At 46.1% G+C, this 16,023-nt stretch carries 16 protein-coding genes; 12 read left to right on the top strand and 4 right to left on the bottom strand.

The genetic code is table 11. From position 1 onward, the window contains the following. Window positions 1-149: 149 nt before the first annotated feature. Window positions 150-644 carry a hypothetical protein gene (locus EVJ28_RS13760; protein ID WP_016509305.1) on the bottom strand — a complete coding sequence of 165 codons (495 nt, stop codon included), beginning with the start codon at window positions 642-644 and terminating at the stop codon, window positions 150-152. A 158-nt stretch (window positions 645-802) separates the two neighbouring features. Here EVJ28_RS13760 and EVJ28_RS13755 point away from each other — a divergent pair, with 158 nt between their 5' ends. The 4 genes from EVJ28_RS13755 to EVJ28_RS13740 all read left to right on the top strand — a co-directional run bounded on the left by EVJ28_RS13755 (window position 803) and on the right by EVJ28_RS13740 (window position 3,922). Beyond that, entirely contained in the window at window positions 803-1,288 is a 486-nt protein-coding gene (locus tag EVJ28_RS13755) for a hypothetical protein (RefSeq protein ID WP_236634178.1), read from the top strand. Window positions 1,289-1,346: 58 nt separating this feature from the next. Beyond that, window positions 1,347-2,174: a GNAT family N-acetyltransferase gene (locus EVJ28_RS13750; RefSeq protein ID WP_131489328.1), complete on the top strand. Its 828-nt coding sequence runs from the start codon at window positions 1,347-1,349 to the stop codon at window positions 2,172-2,174. Between the two features lie 9 nt (window positions 2,175-2,183). Continuing rightward, on the top strand, window positions 2,184-2,507 hold the full coding sequence (locus EVJ28_RS13745; protein ID WP_131489326.1) for a hypothetical protein: 324 nt from the start codon (window positions 2,184-2,186) through the stop codon (window positions 2,505-2,507). A 122-nt stretch (window positions 2,508-2,629) separates the two neighbouring features. After that, on the top strand, window positions 2,630-3,922 hold the full coding sequence (locus tag EVJ28_RS13740; protein ID WP_131489324.1) for a methyl-accepting chemotaxis protein: 1,293 nt from the start codon (window positions 2,630-2,632) through the stop codon (window positions 3,920-3,922). A 197-nt stretch (window positions 3,923-4,119) separates the two neighbouring features. On the opposite strand, the gene EVJ28_RS13735 is transcribed toward EVJ28_RS13740, so the two are convergent. Beyond that, window positions 4,120-6,879 carry an SH3 domain-containing protein gene (locus EVJ28_RS13735; protein WP_131489322.1) on the bottom strand — a complete coding sequence of 920 codons (2,760 nt, stop codon included), beginning with the start codon at window positions 6,877-6,879 and terminating at the stop codon, window positions 4,120-4,122. A 479-nt stretch (window positions 6,880-7,358) separates the two neighbouring features. Here EVJ28_RS13735 and arcC point away from each other — a divergent pair, with 479 nt between their 5' ends. The 3 genes from arcC (at window position 7,359) to EVJ28_RS13715 (ending at window position 11,719) form a co-directional block, all read left to right on the top strand. Next, window positions 7,359-8,297, top strand: a complete 939-nt coding sequence (gene arcC / locus EVJ28_RS13725; RefSeq protein WP_131489320.1) for a carbamate kinase — start codon at window positions 7,359-7,361, stop codon at window positions 8,295-8,297. Between the two features lie 148 nt (window positions 8,298-8,445). Then, window positions 8,446-9,825 carry a coiled-coil domain-containing protein gene (locus tag EVJ28_RS13720; RefSeq protein ID WP_131489318.1) on the top strand — a complete coding sequence of 460 codons (1,380 nt, stop codon included), beginning with the start codon at window positions 8,446-8,448 and terminating at the stop codon, window positions 9,823-9,825. A 166-nt stretch (window positions 9,826-9,991) separates the two neighbouring features. Then, a complete protein-coding gene (locus EVJ28_RS13715; protein ID WP_131489316.1) occupies window positions 9,992-11,719 on the top strand; it encodes a flagellin N-terminal helical domain-containing protein in 1,728 nt (575 codons plus the stop codon). Between the two features lie 91 nt (window positions 11,720-11,810). Here EVJ28_RS13715 and EVJ28_RS13710 read toward each other — a convergent pair whose 3' ends face one another. Next, the gene (locus EVJ28_RS13710) at window positions 11,811-12,686 is read right to left on the bottom strand and encodes a hypothetical protein (protein ID WP_131489314.1); all 876 of its coding nucleotides are present in this window, start codon (window positions 12,684-12,686) and stop codon (window positions 11,811-11,813) included. A gap of 99 nt (window positions 12,687-12,785) precedes the next feature. Here EVJ28_RS13710 and EVJ28_RS13705 point away from each other — a divergent pair, with 99 nt between their 5' ends. The 5 genes from EVJ28_RS13705 (at window position 12,786) to EVJ28_RS13685 (ending at window position 15,881) form a co-directional block, all read left to right on the top strand. Next, window positions 12,786-13,001 carry a hypothetical protein gene (locus EVJ28_RS13705; protein WP_131489312.1) on the top strand — a complete coding sequence of 72 codons (216 nt, stop codon included), beginning with the start codon at window positions 12,786-12,788 and terminating at the stop codon, window positions 12,999-13,001. A gap of 68 nt (window positions 13,002-13,069) precedes the next feature. After that, window positions 13,070-13,426, top strand: a complete 357-nt coding sequence (locus EVJ28_RS13700; RefSeq protein ID WP_131489310.1) for a flagellar protein FlaG — start codon at window positions 13,070-13,072, stop codon at window positions 13,424-13,426. 12 nt (window positions 13,427-13,438) lie between these two features. After that, window positions 13,439-15,142 (top strand): flagellar filament capping protein FliD, encoded by a 1,704-nt coding sequence (gene fliD / locus EVJ28_RS13695; RefSeq protein WP_131489308.1) that lies wholly within the window; start codon window positions 13,439-13,441, stop codon window positions 15,140-15,142. 14 nt (window positions 15,143-15,156) lie between these two features. Further along, a complete protein-coding gene (gene fliS, locus EVJ28_RS13690) occupies window positions 15,157-15,531 on the top strand; it encodes a flagellar export chaperone FliS (protein ID WP_114165847.1) in 375 nt (124 codons plus the stop codon). Next, the gene (locus EVJ28_RS13685; protein ID WP_131489305.1) at window positions 15,528-15,881 is read left to right on the top strand and encodes a flagellar protein FliT; all 354 of its coding nucleotides are present in this window, start codon (window positions 15,528-15,530) and stop codon (window positions 15,879-15,881) included. Before fliS ends, EVJ28_RS13685 begins: the two co-directional genes overlap by 4 nt. A 61-nt stretch (window positions 15,882-15,942) precedes the next feature. On the opposite strand, the gene EVJ28_RS14390 is transcribed toward EVJ28_RS13685, so the two are convergent. Continuing rightward, a partial coding sequence (locus EVJ28_RS14390) for an IS3 family transposase (RefSeq protein ID WP_131488762.1) occupies window positions 15,943-16,023 on the bottom strand: 81 nt, incomplete at its 5' end.

Raw genomic sequence — 16,023 nt, 5'->3', positions numbered from 1 at the left:
CATCACCCTCTCAAAAGAAAAAACAGGATAAGGGCAAGGAAAAAGAGCGATTGTCCCGACTTGAGTCGGTCCAATCGCCCTTTTTTCTGTTCACGCTCGGATAGAGCGGAGGTTTTTCAGTGCCCTCGTCCGCGGACGTGGATGTTTTATCAAGATTTCGTCAAACTGCCTTTGACCTGCTCATAAAACTCGTCCATCATGCCGGTACGGCTGCCGAGCTGACAGATGAGTTCGAGCGTTTCTTTATAGAACTTTTTGACGAGTCCTTTGTTTTTGACTTCCATCGACGCGAGCGTCTTGTCGAGGTTTTGGAGAATCTCTTCGATCTGGTTGTCTGAGTCCGGTTTGACGACCGTCATGTTATCCGGGATCTTGACGACTTTTTCTTGTTCCTGGTGACGGAACGAAGCACCGAAGCCAAGGTTCTCGATGAACAAGTGCGGCATCGCCTTCTGACCGAAGAATTGTTGGTGCCACTCGCTCGCTTTCATCGTGTCCATGTCTTGCTTGAACGTGGACGCCGTCGAGACGTATTTTTTAAACAGATCCGTCATGAACTTTTCGATGACCGGGATTTGCAGGGCGAAGACGTTTTTTAAGAGCGCGTCGAGCTGTGCGCGCGACAATTGGGATTCGTTTGACATGTCAGTTCCTCTTTTCTCTAATACGATATCTTTATCGTATGGGATTGGCGGACGGGCGTCAACGCATCCTAAAAAGTTTTTTCAGAATATTTAATGATTTGACGTTAATTTGTGCGATAATCGTCTCATGGCAGTCATCAAAGAGGAGTGAGTTCAACATGAATAAAACAGTAAAATGGGCCGTCGCGCTTGGCGTGACCGGTGCCCTCGTCGCAACGGTCGGTGTCGTCTCGTCACGCGGACGGACCGATGATACGTCACAGACGATCCGTGACCGCGACCTCGGCTACGAGATCATTCTCCCGTCGAAGATCGCCGAGGCGATCGAGCGCGGTGACGTCTATATCGAAAAAGCACAAGACGTCGTCGATATCGGCGATAAAAATAGCTACGGCACGTTCGACCTCTACTATAATGTCGAGGAGGGGGACGACCAACTGTTGTTCCACCTTGACTTGATCGACCGTGAGCTCTCGGAAGAGGCGTTCGCGACCGAAATCGGTTACGGCAACTATCTCGGCGCGAGCGACAAGACGTTCTTCTGGGTCGAACCGACCGAGGCCGTCCCAGGCGCTGAGGCGCATACGGATGAGATCGCGGAGCTGCTTGAGACGCTCCCAGAGCTCGAGTTCCGCACGTTATGAGTCAGCCCGCTTCGGCGGGCTTTTTCGATTATGCTACAATACAGTTGAGGTGATTCGTATGAATTGGACAGTAGAAGAAGCAAGACAGGCAGAACAGGTTTTAGCGCTCGAAGGAGCGGTCAACGCGCATGACGCGATCGACGTGAAAATCGGTCACGTCGCGGTCGGACAGAACGACTACGCCGTCTATGACGGTGAACAGTTGATCGGTTATTTGATGTTGTTCCCGTATCTCCCGAACGAGTATGAGGTCAACGCGCTCGTCCATCCGGACTACCGCAAGCAAGGCGTCTTCACGGCGCTCTTAGATGCGGCGAAACGCGACGCGAAAGAGAACGGTTGCGAGGCGTTCACGTTCGTCATCGACCGCAAGTCGGAGTCGGGCAAGGCAGTCGTCGACCACATTCAAGCGGCGTATCAGTTCTCGGAGTACAACCTCGTCTTGAAGAAGGCCGAGCTGTTCTTGAAACCGAACGAAGTGTCGCTCCGTGAGGCGACCGATGCCGACCGTCCCGTCATCATCGAGACGCTCAGTGAGGCGTTCGGTGACCCGGTCGATGTGACCGAGAACATCTACAGCCAAATCGACACGCCGGACCGCGTGACGTACATCGGTGAAGTTGAAGGGCGTCCCGTCGGTGTCATCCGCGCGCTATTGTCAGGTGACGATGCCGCGAGCATCCACGCGTTCGGCGTGCGGGCGAGCGATCAGGGTCAGGGCTACGGCACGAAGATGTTGAAGCAGATGGTCCAACAACTGTTCCGCATGGGACGCACGAAGCTCGAACTCGACGTCGAGACCGAAAACAAGGCCGCGCTCGAAATCTACAAGCGGGCCGGATTCGCAGAAAACGGCGGCTATGAGTTTTACTTGTTAGAACTGTGAGGTGAGAAAATGGTTCGGAATTTAAAATGGTTAGGCGCCGCCTTCGAGGCGTTGCTCGGCATCCCGGTGCTCGGTGGGCTGTTCATCATCAGTATGGGGTATTCACCGCTCGGATTCATGCTCGTGTTTCACATCGTCGTGTTGATCCTGTCGGTATCGCGGCTGAACAAAGTCTCGTTCGGCCCGATCGTCGGGATCACGGCGTCGGTGCTCGGCTTTATTCCGTTCCTTGGTATGTTCTTGCACTGGGTGGCGGCGATCGCGCTTGCGATCGATGCGCTCACGACGACCCGTGAACGGACACATGTGATAAAAGAAGACGACCGGTTTTAACGGACGCTCTCGAATTCGAGGGCGTTTTTTTCATTGACCAAAACTTCAAGTGAAAACGCTATACAAAAGCTTCCAAGTGGACGATATAGTAGGTGATGAATTACACAGAGGAGGAACTCATAGTGAAAGTATTTAAAAACTTTACGACTCAACTGCTCGCTTGGATCTTGGTCACATCGTTCATTACAGGCGGGGCGGTTGGGTTCATCACGCTTCAATTAACTGAGCTCGAACTAGCTAAAGGTCAGGTCATGCTCGTCGGGACGGCTGTGGCCTTGCTCATTTCAGTACTAGGTGGGGTCGTCATTTACTTGATCGCCCGTCGCCCGCTTAAAGCGATTGAGTTAGCGTCAGACAAGGCGGTCGAGGTCGGCAACGGCGACTTGACGGTCGTGTTCGCGAGTGAGACGACGAGCGACCGCTCGGAGATGGGACGTCTGCTTCTGTCGATGGACAACATGGTCGAACACCTGCGGGAACAAGGGACGAACATGCGCTATACGGCGGACCAATTGACGGGTTCTGCGCAAGAGATCGCGGCAGCGGTCCAAGAAGGCAACACGGCCGGCGAAAGCATCCGTTCGGCGATGAACGCCTTGAACAAGATGCTTGAAGATAACGTCAGCGCGACTTACAGCTCGATGGACCTGCTCGGTGCCGTCGCCCGGACGATGGAGAACATCCGTAAAGAGATGGGCTCGGCGCTCGAATCGGCGAGCGAGATGCAACAAGAAGCCGAGAGCGGGAAAGGTTTGGCCTCGTCGTCGGTCGATGCGATGCATGCGATCGCTGGGAAAGTCGAACAGTCGTCGACACTCAATAGTCAATTGACGGAGAAGACAGGTGAGATCTCACGCATCACGGACGTCATCAGCGACATCTCGGCACAGACGAACTTGCTCGCACTTAACGCGTCGATCGAGGCGGCACGGGCCGGTGAGCACGGACGCGGTTTCGCGGTCGTCGCAGCCGAAGTCAAAAAGCTCGCCGAGCAGACGGCGAACTCAACGCAAGAGATCACCGATTTGATCGTCGACGTCAAACGTTTGGTTGGCGACACGTCGTCATCGATGGCAAACGTGAAAGCGGAAGTCGAGACGGGTGTCGGGCTTGTCGAGAAAGCAGGCGGCGCGTTCGCGACGATCCACAGTTCGGCGAACGAAGTGTACAGCCACGTCCATTCAGTCGATGCATTGCTTGATGAGTCACGTGGACAGATCGATTCGGTCGTCACAAACTCGGCCGGCATCGTTGGCATGGTCGAAGAGGCGTCACGCTACGCGACGGAAGTCACGTCGGCGGCGAGCCAACAGGCGGCAAGCCTTGGTGAAGTGAACGGTGCGATGACGGAGCTCGTCCGTGTCGCGGAGAGTTTGCAGAACGAGACGGAGATGGTTAAAGTGTCGAATAATTAATTCAATATTGTTTGTTCGAATCAAATATTTGTTAGAAAGATTATCGGAAATTTAAAACAATTTAAAACAGAGGACTGTTATCCAAATAGAGATAACAATCCTCTGTTTTATTGTGTGGTTCATTGAAAAACAGTTTTAGTAATGAAAAGAAAAAAGAAGGAGACAATCATATCTCCTTCTTTAAACGTTAAATTTGATTAATAAATAAAGCGTGGGATATCGAATTCTACTGTATATTCCTCAAGCTGTTTATAAATCTCATGAATTTTAAACGTTTGTTTGTATGCCCATTCAATGTCCGTAGCATATTGATAGGTTCCAGGTTTAGCTGGATTGAAACGCATTTTATAAAGTGTGTTCTGTTGACGCGTATTGTTTACATAACGTTGACTGATCCACTGACCTCCGCCATAAATAGATGCCGCAGGAGTGAACCATCCGTTATCGAACGCATGTTTAGCGCCACCAGCCGTAGGGTTGGCGTCTGTTGCACCGATTCCATACATGTTATAGACGAGCTTATGACGTGTGCTAGTTGATGTGCTCAAATTTCCGTTCGTATCGACCCATACACCCGAAGCTAGTGTGGACGTTCCGTTTCCAGTTTCAAGGAATGCATGTGACATTAAATAAATTTCGTTGATGTTAAATGTTTTTCCAGCATCGATGAAAGCTTGAGCTTGGCCAGACAAAATTCCTTTTCCTTGAAGTGCTTTGTTTAAGATGGTAGCAGAGACGTTAGATGATTTAGACAAGTCTAAATACTGGAACGATTCACGAGGAGAGTCGAGAGCTGTCTCGAACTTGACGAGACGAGGATCTACTTGATTCATAATGTCAGATTCCATTGCTAATCGCCATGTGTTATCGAAGACTCGTTCTGATTCTCCTGATTTACGCGTGTATGAGATTAAGTAAAAATTATCCTTCTCACCTAGAATCGAGACAATACTATTCTCGTTTAGTACGCCATATACGTGTGAATTTGTTGTCGAATCTGCACGTACGTTCAAGGCGTTCGTAGAGACTCTTCCATTTTGAGTGCCTTCAATCAACTGGATGTATTCTTTAGACACATAGGCGGCGGATCCGCGATATTTATCCGTTTGTGCGTTTACGTTTTTTTGAATTTGAACCATATCCGTCAACTTTAAGTTATAGTCGCTGTAGTTTAAGACGACATTTTTCGTGCCTGGAATTGTTTCCGGTACGGTTGGTCCTGTATATGGTTTGATGTAAGAACTGCTCACGTAAGCAGGGATCAATTTATCGCCTAGCGCAAACTCGATTTTAACCCATGAGTCATTCACGTGCTCAATAACTCCGATGATTTGGTTGAACAGTACAGTTCCAATTTGATTTGAAGTTGTAACTTGCGGAGTGCTTCGAACATTTAAGCTCGGCATGGCTGTGACGACAGCTTCATATTCAATCGAATAGTCTTCGTCCGCTTGAACTGGTTTGGTTGTTGAGGTAGGTGTTTTCTCAGTCAAATACTTTTTAGATACGTAACCAATTTTCCCTTCGTACTTCACCTTATACCAATCGCCATGGGCAGAAATAAATTCGACTTGTTTGTTCGTTAAAAGTGTCGCTATTACTTTTCCGCTCAAAGAGTTTTTATCACGCAAGTTTAAATTAACCGTCGTATAATAATATTTTTTAGCAGTTGGAGTTACCGGTTTTACAGTTGTCGGTTTGACTTGTGTTAAGTAGTTACTTGCGACATATCCAGTTTTCCCGTTGTATGTGACACGATACCAACTGCCAGACTTAGATACATAAGTCACCTCTTTATTTTTCGGAATGGTGAAGAGTACTTTCCCAGACCACGATGCAGCACTACGTAAATTGAGGTTTTCTTTTGTTTTGTATGTTATTGTTTTTGCTGGCGTTGTGGCCGGTGGTTTCGGTTTTGGAGTAGCTGGTTTTGGTGTCACAGGACTAACAGTTTTAGTGGTCACCGTGATATAACTGGCGGACACATATCCTGTTTTTGCTCCATACTTCACACGATACCAATTCCCAGACTTCGAGATATACTGGACTTCTTTATTTTTTGGGATAGTAACGAGCACTTTACTTGAAAGTGATCCCGAACTGCGTAAATTGAGATTTTCTTTCGTTTTATATACGGTCGTTTTTGTTGGCGCGGCAACCGTGGGTTTAGATGTCGGTTTCGGTGCGGCCGGCTTTACCGTGACTGGATTCACTACTTTATTAGTCACTTTGATATAGGTGGCAGATACGTACCCTGTTTTTGCCCCATACTTCACGCGATACCAATTCCCAGACTTCGAGAGATACTGGACCTCTTTATTTTTAGGAATCGTCATCATATATCCACCAGACGTCGAAGCTTTTGTTCGCATATTCAAATTTACTGTCGTTGTATAGACTTTTTGCGTGGAATTTGATGGTGTGGCAGTTTTTGAGATGGTAGAAGCCGCATTTTTAATGACTGTGTTTTGTACCTTCACGTATTTGGCAGATACGTATCCTGTTTTTGCCCCGTACTTCACGCGATACCAATTTCCGGACTTCGAGAGATACTGGACCTCTTTATTCTTAGGAATCGTCACTAATACGCTCGCCTTTAGACTGGCGGACTTACGCAAGTTCAAGTTTTCTGTCACTGTATACGTTTGTTCGATTTTATTTGAGGTCGCTGGCGCCGCAGCTGTCATTTTCAAGTATGTGGAAGAAACGTAACGCTTAGTTCCCTTATAATTGATTTCGGCCCAAGAGCCTTTCAAGCTTAAAATGGAGACTGTTTTTCCTTTTGTCAACTTTCCGACAATCGGAGATGTTGTAGAGGAAGATTGTCGAACATTCAAAATAGATGTATCGACAATAGCTGTTTTCGATGCGGCGTGTACGTCTTGAGTGTACGTAGTGGCGAAGAGTGCGCCAGTTAGAAAAATAGCTGTACTCAAGCGTTTACTTCGTTTATTCAATGGTTTTCCTCCTTGGTTTTTAGAGTGATATATAGATGGCTCGAACCAAGTATAGATAAAATCAGGAAGGGAATGAAAGGAAACATTTCAAAAATAGGTAAACGATTGAAGGGAATCAAAATTTATGTGACTAATCGATTCTCGTACATTAATCGCCTAAGTACTTCATACGAGAGCTCAAAACGGTGTCGACTTCGGTATTTGCGTGAGTGGTATCGACGGTTGGTTCACAGAACCGGTGAACTATGTCGCAGGACTGTCTAAGGACTACTTTTGCTAGACTATTATAGAAGAAGACGCGGCAACGGATTTTGGCGAAACTGTCATTATCGAAACATTCTAGATTGACGTTCGAAAAGTCATCAATACCGGGATGGCACACCGTGAGGCTGGAATCGGTCAAGTCGGGGCCGGCATCGTCCATCCACCGCTCGATTGTTTCATAAAAGCGTTGAAAGCCTATTCAGAGGAGGTCAGCCATGTCTAACGTACTAATTGCATTAGGTGGGAACGCGCTCGGTAACAACCCGGCCGAGCAGCTTGAACTGGTCCGGGAAGCGGCGCGCTCAATCGTCGATTTGATTGAAGCGGGGCACGGGGTCATCGTCGCGCACGGGAACGGTCCTCAAGTCGGGATGATTCATCAGGCGTTCGACGAAGCTGATCATCTTCCGGACGTGCCGATGGCGGAAGCCGTGGCGATGAGCCAAGGGTACATCGGGTATCATTTGCAGCAAGCGCTTCGTGAAGAGTTACGTCAGCGAAATATCGACAAAGCAGTCGCCTCGATTGTGACGCAGACCGTCGTCGCCGCAGAAGATCCCGCCTTCTCCAATCCAACGAAGCCGATCGGGCAGTTTTATTCGAAAGATGAAGCAGGTCGGTTTGAGAAACGAGGAATGGTCTTTGTCGAGGATGCTGGACGTGGGTACCGACGCGTCATCCCATCGCCTGAACCGATGGAGGTTGTGGAAATCGAAGTGATTCGGACGCTCGTTACGGCTGGTCATATCGTCATCGCTGGCGGTGGAGGTGGCATTCCCGTCATTGAACAAGAGGGACGACTCGTCGGGGTCGATGCGGTCATCGATAAAGACCGGGTGAGTGAACTGCTGGCACGCGAACTTGACGTCGACATCTTATTCATCTTTACGGCCGTCGATCAAGTCGCGGTCGACTTTGGGAAGCCGACGCAACGTGGACTTGATATGTTGTCGGTGGAAGAAGCGCGGATGCACATTCGTGACGGGCAGTTCCCGCCCGGTAGCATGCTCCAGAAAGTGGAAGCGGCATTGTCGTTCGTGACGTCACGTTTCGGGCGTGAAGCAATCATTACGTCGCTCGAGCGAGCGGATGAGGCGATTCGTGGAAAGACGGGGACAAAGTTTGTGGATGAAGCGAGAACAGCTGTGAAGTGAGGAGGAGCGACCCAGTGATGGGTCGTTTTTTCTGTTTGATTAAGTGAAACGTTTACCTAAATACTGTAAAAAAGTAATTACGGAAACCTTTGTTAAGATAAAATGAATTGAAATAATTGTTAATTGATAAAAGGGTGAGTGATGTGGAGTGAATCAATCTGTAGATACATGGAAAGATAAAATTGAAAGGTATACAAAAGAAACGACTCGATTTATTGATAAATGGGTGGACCATTTGGACGAAAAAGGTACTGAGCTGAAAGATAAATGGATTGAACAAAGTCAAACGATTGAAAAGCAAAATCGCCTTTTGGAATCTTTGAAAAAGAAAGAACAGTTGAATCAAAAAACGATTCAAACGTTACAAGAAAAGTTGAAAGCTAGAGAATCGAATACAAGCCAACAACAAACGAATGATCTTGCGAAAGCTTTGAAAGAGAAGAATGAGGTGGTAGGGAAACTACTTCGTCATGTTCAGGCCCAGCAAAAGCAATTAGATGAAAAGAACATCGCAGTGCAAAGATTGGAAGATACGCTACAGCAATCTGAAAAGGCGATTAGCGAAACACAATATCGCTTAAATCAATCGAAAGCCATGTTAATAGAGTTGCAAGAAGAACGACTGAAAGTTCAGAAAGAGCAACAGCGAACGACTAAACTGCTTCAAACGTACAAAGAAAAACTTGAAGAAGCGGCAAGTGAAAATACGGTTCGTCATTACGAACACCTCATTAAGACGTTGACTGATCAACTATTTCAAGTGACGGAACGGACAGAAGAAATCGATCGTGAAATGAATCAAGAAAATAATAAAAATCAAAAATTTGAGGAACTACTTGTGCAGGAAAAAGCACGGGCGAGTCAGTATCTTCAAAACATAGAAATCATGAAGGGAGATTATGAGAAAGTCGTTTCGGAACGTGAGCAATTATACGGTCTATTAACAAAGTACAAAGATGAGATGAATACATATATGACTCAGCTAGAAGATGAGCGAATAGCAACTAGCTTGCAAAGAGCAGAAATGCAAGAGCTTGAGAATTGGTTAAACGAAGAGTTGAATGAGCGGGAACGATTGCAGATTGAGTATGAAAAATTAGTAACGCAGCGAACCAATACATTCTTTGAACGAGAAGCGACGACAAGTGAATTGAAGAAGAAAATGGACTTAGAGCAGAGAATGGAGCGTGGTTTTGACAAAGTTTTTCAATATGTCAAACTCTCTAATACATTTTATAAAGATTACCGGCAATTAAAAGATCCTAGTGAACGAATGAGTTTAGAAGTGGGACTAATTGAAATGGAGATTGCTTATCGGATGGGGAAACCCAAATATCGTCGCAATGTCGTGAAAACAAAAGACCAAAATTATTATGAATGTGAGTGGGGATTCAATATCGGGTTACCCGGGCGGATTTATGTCCGAAACGAAGGTTCGGGGTGTGTGGTGGAACGAATCAGCCGTGTAAAGGACGGTGGAAGCAAGCTTAGCCAAGATCGTGTGATCGATTGGCTGAAAAATCAATAAAAATTAAAAACAGTGCTAAACATCAGCAGTTAAGTTCCGATATAGAGTATGGAAACGCAAAAACGTTCCAACTAATACAAGGTGAGGGGCCGGCCTAAACCTTGTATGCTCGGACAAATGGATTTGGAAGAGCGGAAAAAACTCAAACCTATGGAGGGAAATCACAATGATTATTAACCACAACCTTAACTCGATGAACGCACACCGTAACATGTCATTCAACACAGCACAAACAGGAAAATCGATGGAGAAATTATCTTCAGGTCTTCGTATCAACCGTGCTGGTGACGATGCTGCTGGTCTTGCAATCTCTGAAAAAATGCGTGGGCAAATTCGCGGACTTGATCAAGCGACACGTAACTCGCAAGACGGGATCTCAATGATTCAAACAGCTGAAGGTGCATTGAACGAAACACACTCTATCCTTCAACGTATGCGTGAACTAGGAGTTCAAGCGTCAAACGATACAAACGTCGGTGTTGACCGTGCTGAAATTCAAAAAGAGATTAACCAACTTTCTTCTGAAATTAACCGCGTTGGTAACACGACGGAGTTTAACACACAGAGTCTCTTAAAAGGTCAAAGCAAAGAAGTACTTACTAAAACAGGCATTGACTTTTCGACAATCACAACTGAAACAGCTGGAACCGATGTTGTAAATAACCAAGTCAAAGCAGTCATTGATTTAGGTGCAGGCGTTGCCGATGGTCACACACTTGCAGTGAACTTAAACGGTAAGTCATTTACTGTTACTTTTGGTGACGCAGGCGGAACAGCTGCGGCTGGTGATGCATCGGCTCGCACGGCATCAGGTGTTACTATCGATTTAGGTGGTGCAGCGAATACCGTGTCTGATGTTAATGTTTCTGAATCATTAGCAAAAGAATTACAAACTTTCATCGATAACGATGCTCAGTTGAAAGATAACTATAAGGTTTCTATCACTGGTGGGAACGTGACAATCGAAGCTGTGAAAGGTGGAGAATACGAAGGTTCTAAAGGTAGCATGGCTATTACCGCAAGTGACGACACGGCAGTGACTACAACTATGAACACTGTAGCATACGATGAAGACAGCACTGTAGTTACAGGCTCGACAGTAGCAGCAACTTCTGCTACAAAATCTATTGACTTAGCTGGTACTACTGCAGCAGATTTGATTGGAAAAGGATTAACAATTGGCGATCAACAAGTTGAGTTCTATGATGCTTCTAAAGGCGCATACTCTGGTAAAGCGATTGGTGTAGATGTTGGTGGTGCGGCAAGTGAAGCTGATATCGTAAATGCCATCGTAGCACAAACTGATGGGAAATTTAAGGATGTTACTTTAGCTCGTGCGACTGCGAACGACAACTTGGTCATTAGTTCTGTTGAAACAGGAGCAAAAGCATCAGTGGAATTCGCTGATGGCGGCATTAACAAAAACTTTGAAGCTTCATTCCAAGTAGGAGCGAACAAAGGTCAGTCAATGACGATTGAAATTGCTGACATGCGTTCTGAAGCACTCGGAATCACTGGTAAAGCAGGGGCAGAAGGTTTTACAGCTGGATCAGTAGTTACTGATGGTACGGATAATCAAGTGAAGGAAGCGGCGCTAGATGTTTCTACAGCTGCTAAAGCTTCTTCGGCAGTTGAAGTAATCAACAAAGCGATTGAAACAGTATCTGCTCAACGTTCTAACCTTGGTTCGTTCCAAAACCGTCTCGAGCACACAATCAATAACTTGAGCACTTCTGCTGAAAACCTCCAAGCAGCTGAATCACGTATCCGTGACGTTGACATGGCGAAAGAAATGATGAACTTCACGAAGAACAACATTCTTAACCAAGCTGCACAAGCTATGATGTCACAGGCAAATCAGCAGCCGCAAGCGGTTCTTCAACTTCTTCGTTAAGATTTTTCTTCAACTTTTTAATCAGTACTCACAAAGTACAATTAGCATAATGAAACCCGTCTCTCGCTTATCGAGGGACGGGTCTTTGTGTTTAGTAAACGTAGATTGAAGCTTCCTCTTTCAAATGATTCTTTTTAATATCTTGCCACTTATAGACGACCGACCAATATGATCGATTCAATTCCTTCGCGATGTTGGCATCGGTCATTCCTTCTTGTTTCGCTTGAATAATAAACTCGATTTCATCTTCCGTATAATCATGTTTTGCTTTGGAGGAAATGACGTTCATGTCGGGGTGATTCTCTCGTTCTAACTTTAGTCGATAGTCCCAATCTAATTTCTTTCGCATTGATGGAAGCGCATAAGCATAAGGTGAGAAGGCATTTAAGAACCGGATTGCCTCTTCTGTCTTTTGTATGCGGAGTGTAAAGAAGTGCCCGTCAGACCGACGACTCAAGACAAAATGATGATTAAACGTCCGAGCAATAAATTCGCTCAGCTTCTCTAATTCTTCTGGATAGAATGCTTGTAAGTATAAGTAAATGTGAGGGGTGATGATGACCTGATTTAATTTAGAGCGAGTTGATTTGGTCAGCGACAGACTCCCATCATCTAAATAAAGCGCGAGTAAGAAGACAGGATGAGTACAGTCTTCTAGCAAATGAACGGGAATATGTTTTTTACGATCGATGTAACACTGCTCCCAGAGCCATGTGAACAGTTCGTCTCTCTCTGAATACAGTTCAGCGCTCGTACCGGTAGATCGGATTTTAATGCCGCTAAAGATGCGAGGTGCGACTTTTAACTTCCATTCCCGATATTCCATTTGTTTCACCGGAAAATGTTCACGGTACTGTAATCCCTTCTTTGGGATCTGTTTTGCTTTTGTACGAGCAATCGTCCCATCTCCAAGCAACGTACCTAACAATAAACTCTTCTCAAACATAGTTAAATCATCCCACTTCACGATACTCGCCCCTTTGCAATTAATCTCACCAACTTTTTCCCCGTTCCTACAACTTTTATCCCTTTGACCGATATAGAAAAAGAGAGAGGGTGAAGGTTTATGAATCGAGAAGAAGCTATTCAATTATTAGAAAAGGTTAAAGCCAATCAACAATTGCTTGAGCAAAAAGAAGAGATATTATACGCGATGCGAATGCTTGCGATTGAAGCGCTTAAAGTCGATCAATCAAAACGCCTGACACTTGACCGTTCGTTTCAAGAAATGAAACAACAATTAGTTTATTTGGAGTCGAAGAATGAAGACTCTTTCCATTAAAGACTGAAAAAAACGTAAAGATAAACCGATATAGTCCATGAGAACAATTGTAAGAGGAGCAGAAGCTTATGAACCCGACCATCTCTGAAGTCCGGCTTCACCTACCATCTTCTGTATTGCCGTATGAACAAACGAAAAACGTGTTCGTCGAAGCGAACCATGCTCGTCTCGCCGACGAAGGCATCGTCATTCTTCCGACGCCTCAACACGTCACGAAGTTAGAAGCGGCCGTCGAGAAGGCGAACCAAGCTTTAGAACAACAGCGTACTGGCTTAAAGTTTATGAAGCACGAAAAATTGAACGACTACTATATTCAAATCGTGGATACGAACAACGAAGTCATCCGCGAGATTCCAAGTAAGAAGTCACTCGACTTCTTCGCTGCGTTCATGGAGTTTAATCATTTATTCGATGAACGCGTTTAAAGGAGGCAGACTATGACTACCCCAATCCGATTTGGCGGACTCGCCAGTGGAATTGATACAGACACAATTATTAAGCAGTTAATGCAAGTCGAACGAGCACCAGTTGATAAATTAGAGCAAAAGAAGCAAACGACTGAGTGGAAACGTGATGCTTATCGTGAAATCAATCGTTCACTTATGTCACTTCGTAACAGTGCAGTAGATTTGATTTTCACACGTAACTATTATGCGAAAACGGCAACTTCATCCGATGACGCTCGTGTTTCTGTCGTTGCTGGACCATCAAGTGGGAATGCGGCGATTCGAATTGATTCTGTGGATCAACTTGCTACATCTGCTTCAACAGTTGTAAGGCCGCTTGATAAGAACGATCAGCAAATTAGCACTTCCACCAAAATCTCTGATTTAAAAGGACTAGTAGCAGGTCAAAAACGTGTACATCAAAATGCAGATGGAAAAGAAATGGTGCTAGCGACTGGTTTGAATTTCAACGATGTAGTGTTAAAAGATGAAAATGGGGACCCATTAGTAAATGCTGATTTCGAGTATGATTCAGCAACTGGAAAACTGACGGCAACTAATACGACGAAGTATGCTGACGGCATTATTCCTGAAGGTGTGGTCGCCGAATACACACAAGGTACAGCCTATGAATTCAGATTTAGATCATCTACGACAGGTCCAATGAAAAAAATTGACCTCGCCGCTGACGCGACAGTACAGGATTTGCTAAATCAGATAAATGGAAAAGATACGGGTCTTTCTGCATTTTTTGAACCGGTTAGTGGAAAACTATCCATTTCTACTAAAGAAACGGGCCAAGCTGCAACCATTGATTTTGATGCGGAATCACGTAGTGCGTTAAACATGAGTGATGCACCGACTGGAACGGATGCTAAATTTACTATTAACGGTATTGAAGTCACACGCTCATCGAATACGACTACCATCGATAACATGACTATTACGCTAAAAGCGGAGTTTCCAACTCCACAAAACCCGACAGCAGGACCTGTAACGCTTTCTGCCGCCACTGACACGCAAAAAGTCTTTGACAATATTAAAGGGTTTGTCGATAAATATAATGAAACGATTGACCTGATGAATAAGAAGGTCCGTGAAGATAAGTTCCGCACATTTACACCGCTCACAAAAGCCCAGCGAGATGAACTGTCTGAGGATGAAATCAAGAAATGGGAAGAAAAAGCGATGAGCGGGATGTTACGAGGTGATAATATTCTTCGTGGCACGATGGACACGCTTCGTAGCAGATGGTCGAGTACGACATCAGCGACGGCTGATAAAGAAATGGATTTTTTGTTTCAAATCGGTCTGTCGACAGGTAAAGATGTATCGAGTGGCGGTAAAATCGAACTCAATGAAGAGAAGCTGAAAGCCGCGATTGAAAAAGACCCTGAGCAAGTGTACAAACTGTTCACAAATGCTGAAACCGGACTACTTCCGCAACTTCGTGACGCGGCAGCCGCTTCTCGGGAAACAATCAGTCGCATCGCCGGCGTTGACGGATCCGGATCACAGTCCCACTCGATGGGGAAAGAAATGACAGCCATCGATGCGCGCATCAAGCGCTTAAACGATTTACTCGTCAATAAAGAAAACGCCTACTACCGTCGCTTCACGGCGATGGAGACGGCGATGAACCAAGCGAACTCACAAGCGGCATCACTGCAACAGTTTCTAGGCGGCGGAATGTAAGAGGAGGAATTTAAATGGTAGCCAATCCATATGCAGCATACCAAAACAACGCGGTCACGACTGCGAACCCACAGGAACTGACGCTCATGCTGTATGACGGGGCGCTCAAGTTCACGCGTCTCGCCAAACTCGCGCTCGAGCAAGGAAATCCTGATTTGAAAAACACGAATATCCAAAAGACGCAAGCCATCTTCCAAGAGCTTCGTCTGACGCTCAATAAAGACATCGCCATCTCGGCGAACTTGGACTCGCTCTACGAATATTTGTGGCGCCGTCTCGTCGACGCGAACGTCAAGAACGACACGACGATTCTAGATGAGGTGCTCGACTTCACGACCGAACTCCGCGATACGTGGAAGGAAGCGATGAAACTCGCGAAGCAAGGATGAGACCGATTGATGAGATCATTCTCAAAACGCAACGGCTGAAAGACTTGCTGGCGCAAGTGCCAGAAGAGCCGACGTACGACACGTGGATGGATCAGATCCATGAACTGCTCGACGACCGTGAACAACTGCTGTCGGCACACGGGCCCGACTTAAAAGCGGCCGATCAGACAGTCATCCGTCAGCTCGTTGACGACAGTCAAAAGATCGCCCGCTTGATCGAAGCCGAGCATCAACGACTCGGGATGACGCTCGGGACGACGCGGCAAGAACGGAAGACGGTCAAGTCGTACGTCGACCCGTACGAGGACGTCGACTCGAACTTTTCTGGACTATTCGACCAGCAGACATAAACGAGCCTGAGGATGTGAACTGCTCCCCGTCAAGTAGACAGTGTAAATAATGAAAACCAACCTAGGCGGCTTGAGACCTGTATTCGACAGGGCTCAGGCCGTTTAGTCGTTTCTGGAAACGGTCGTGGTTGTAGAACGCTAT

This window comes from Exiguobacterium sp. SH3S3, assembly GCF_004337115.1.
Lineage (GTDB): Bacteria > Bacillota > Bacilli > Exiguobacteriales > Exiguobacteriaceae > Exiguobacterium > Exiguobacterium aurantiacum_A.
This window is presented reverse-complemented; position numbering and strand designations above follow the sequence as displayed.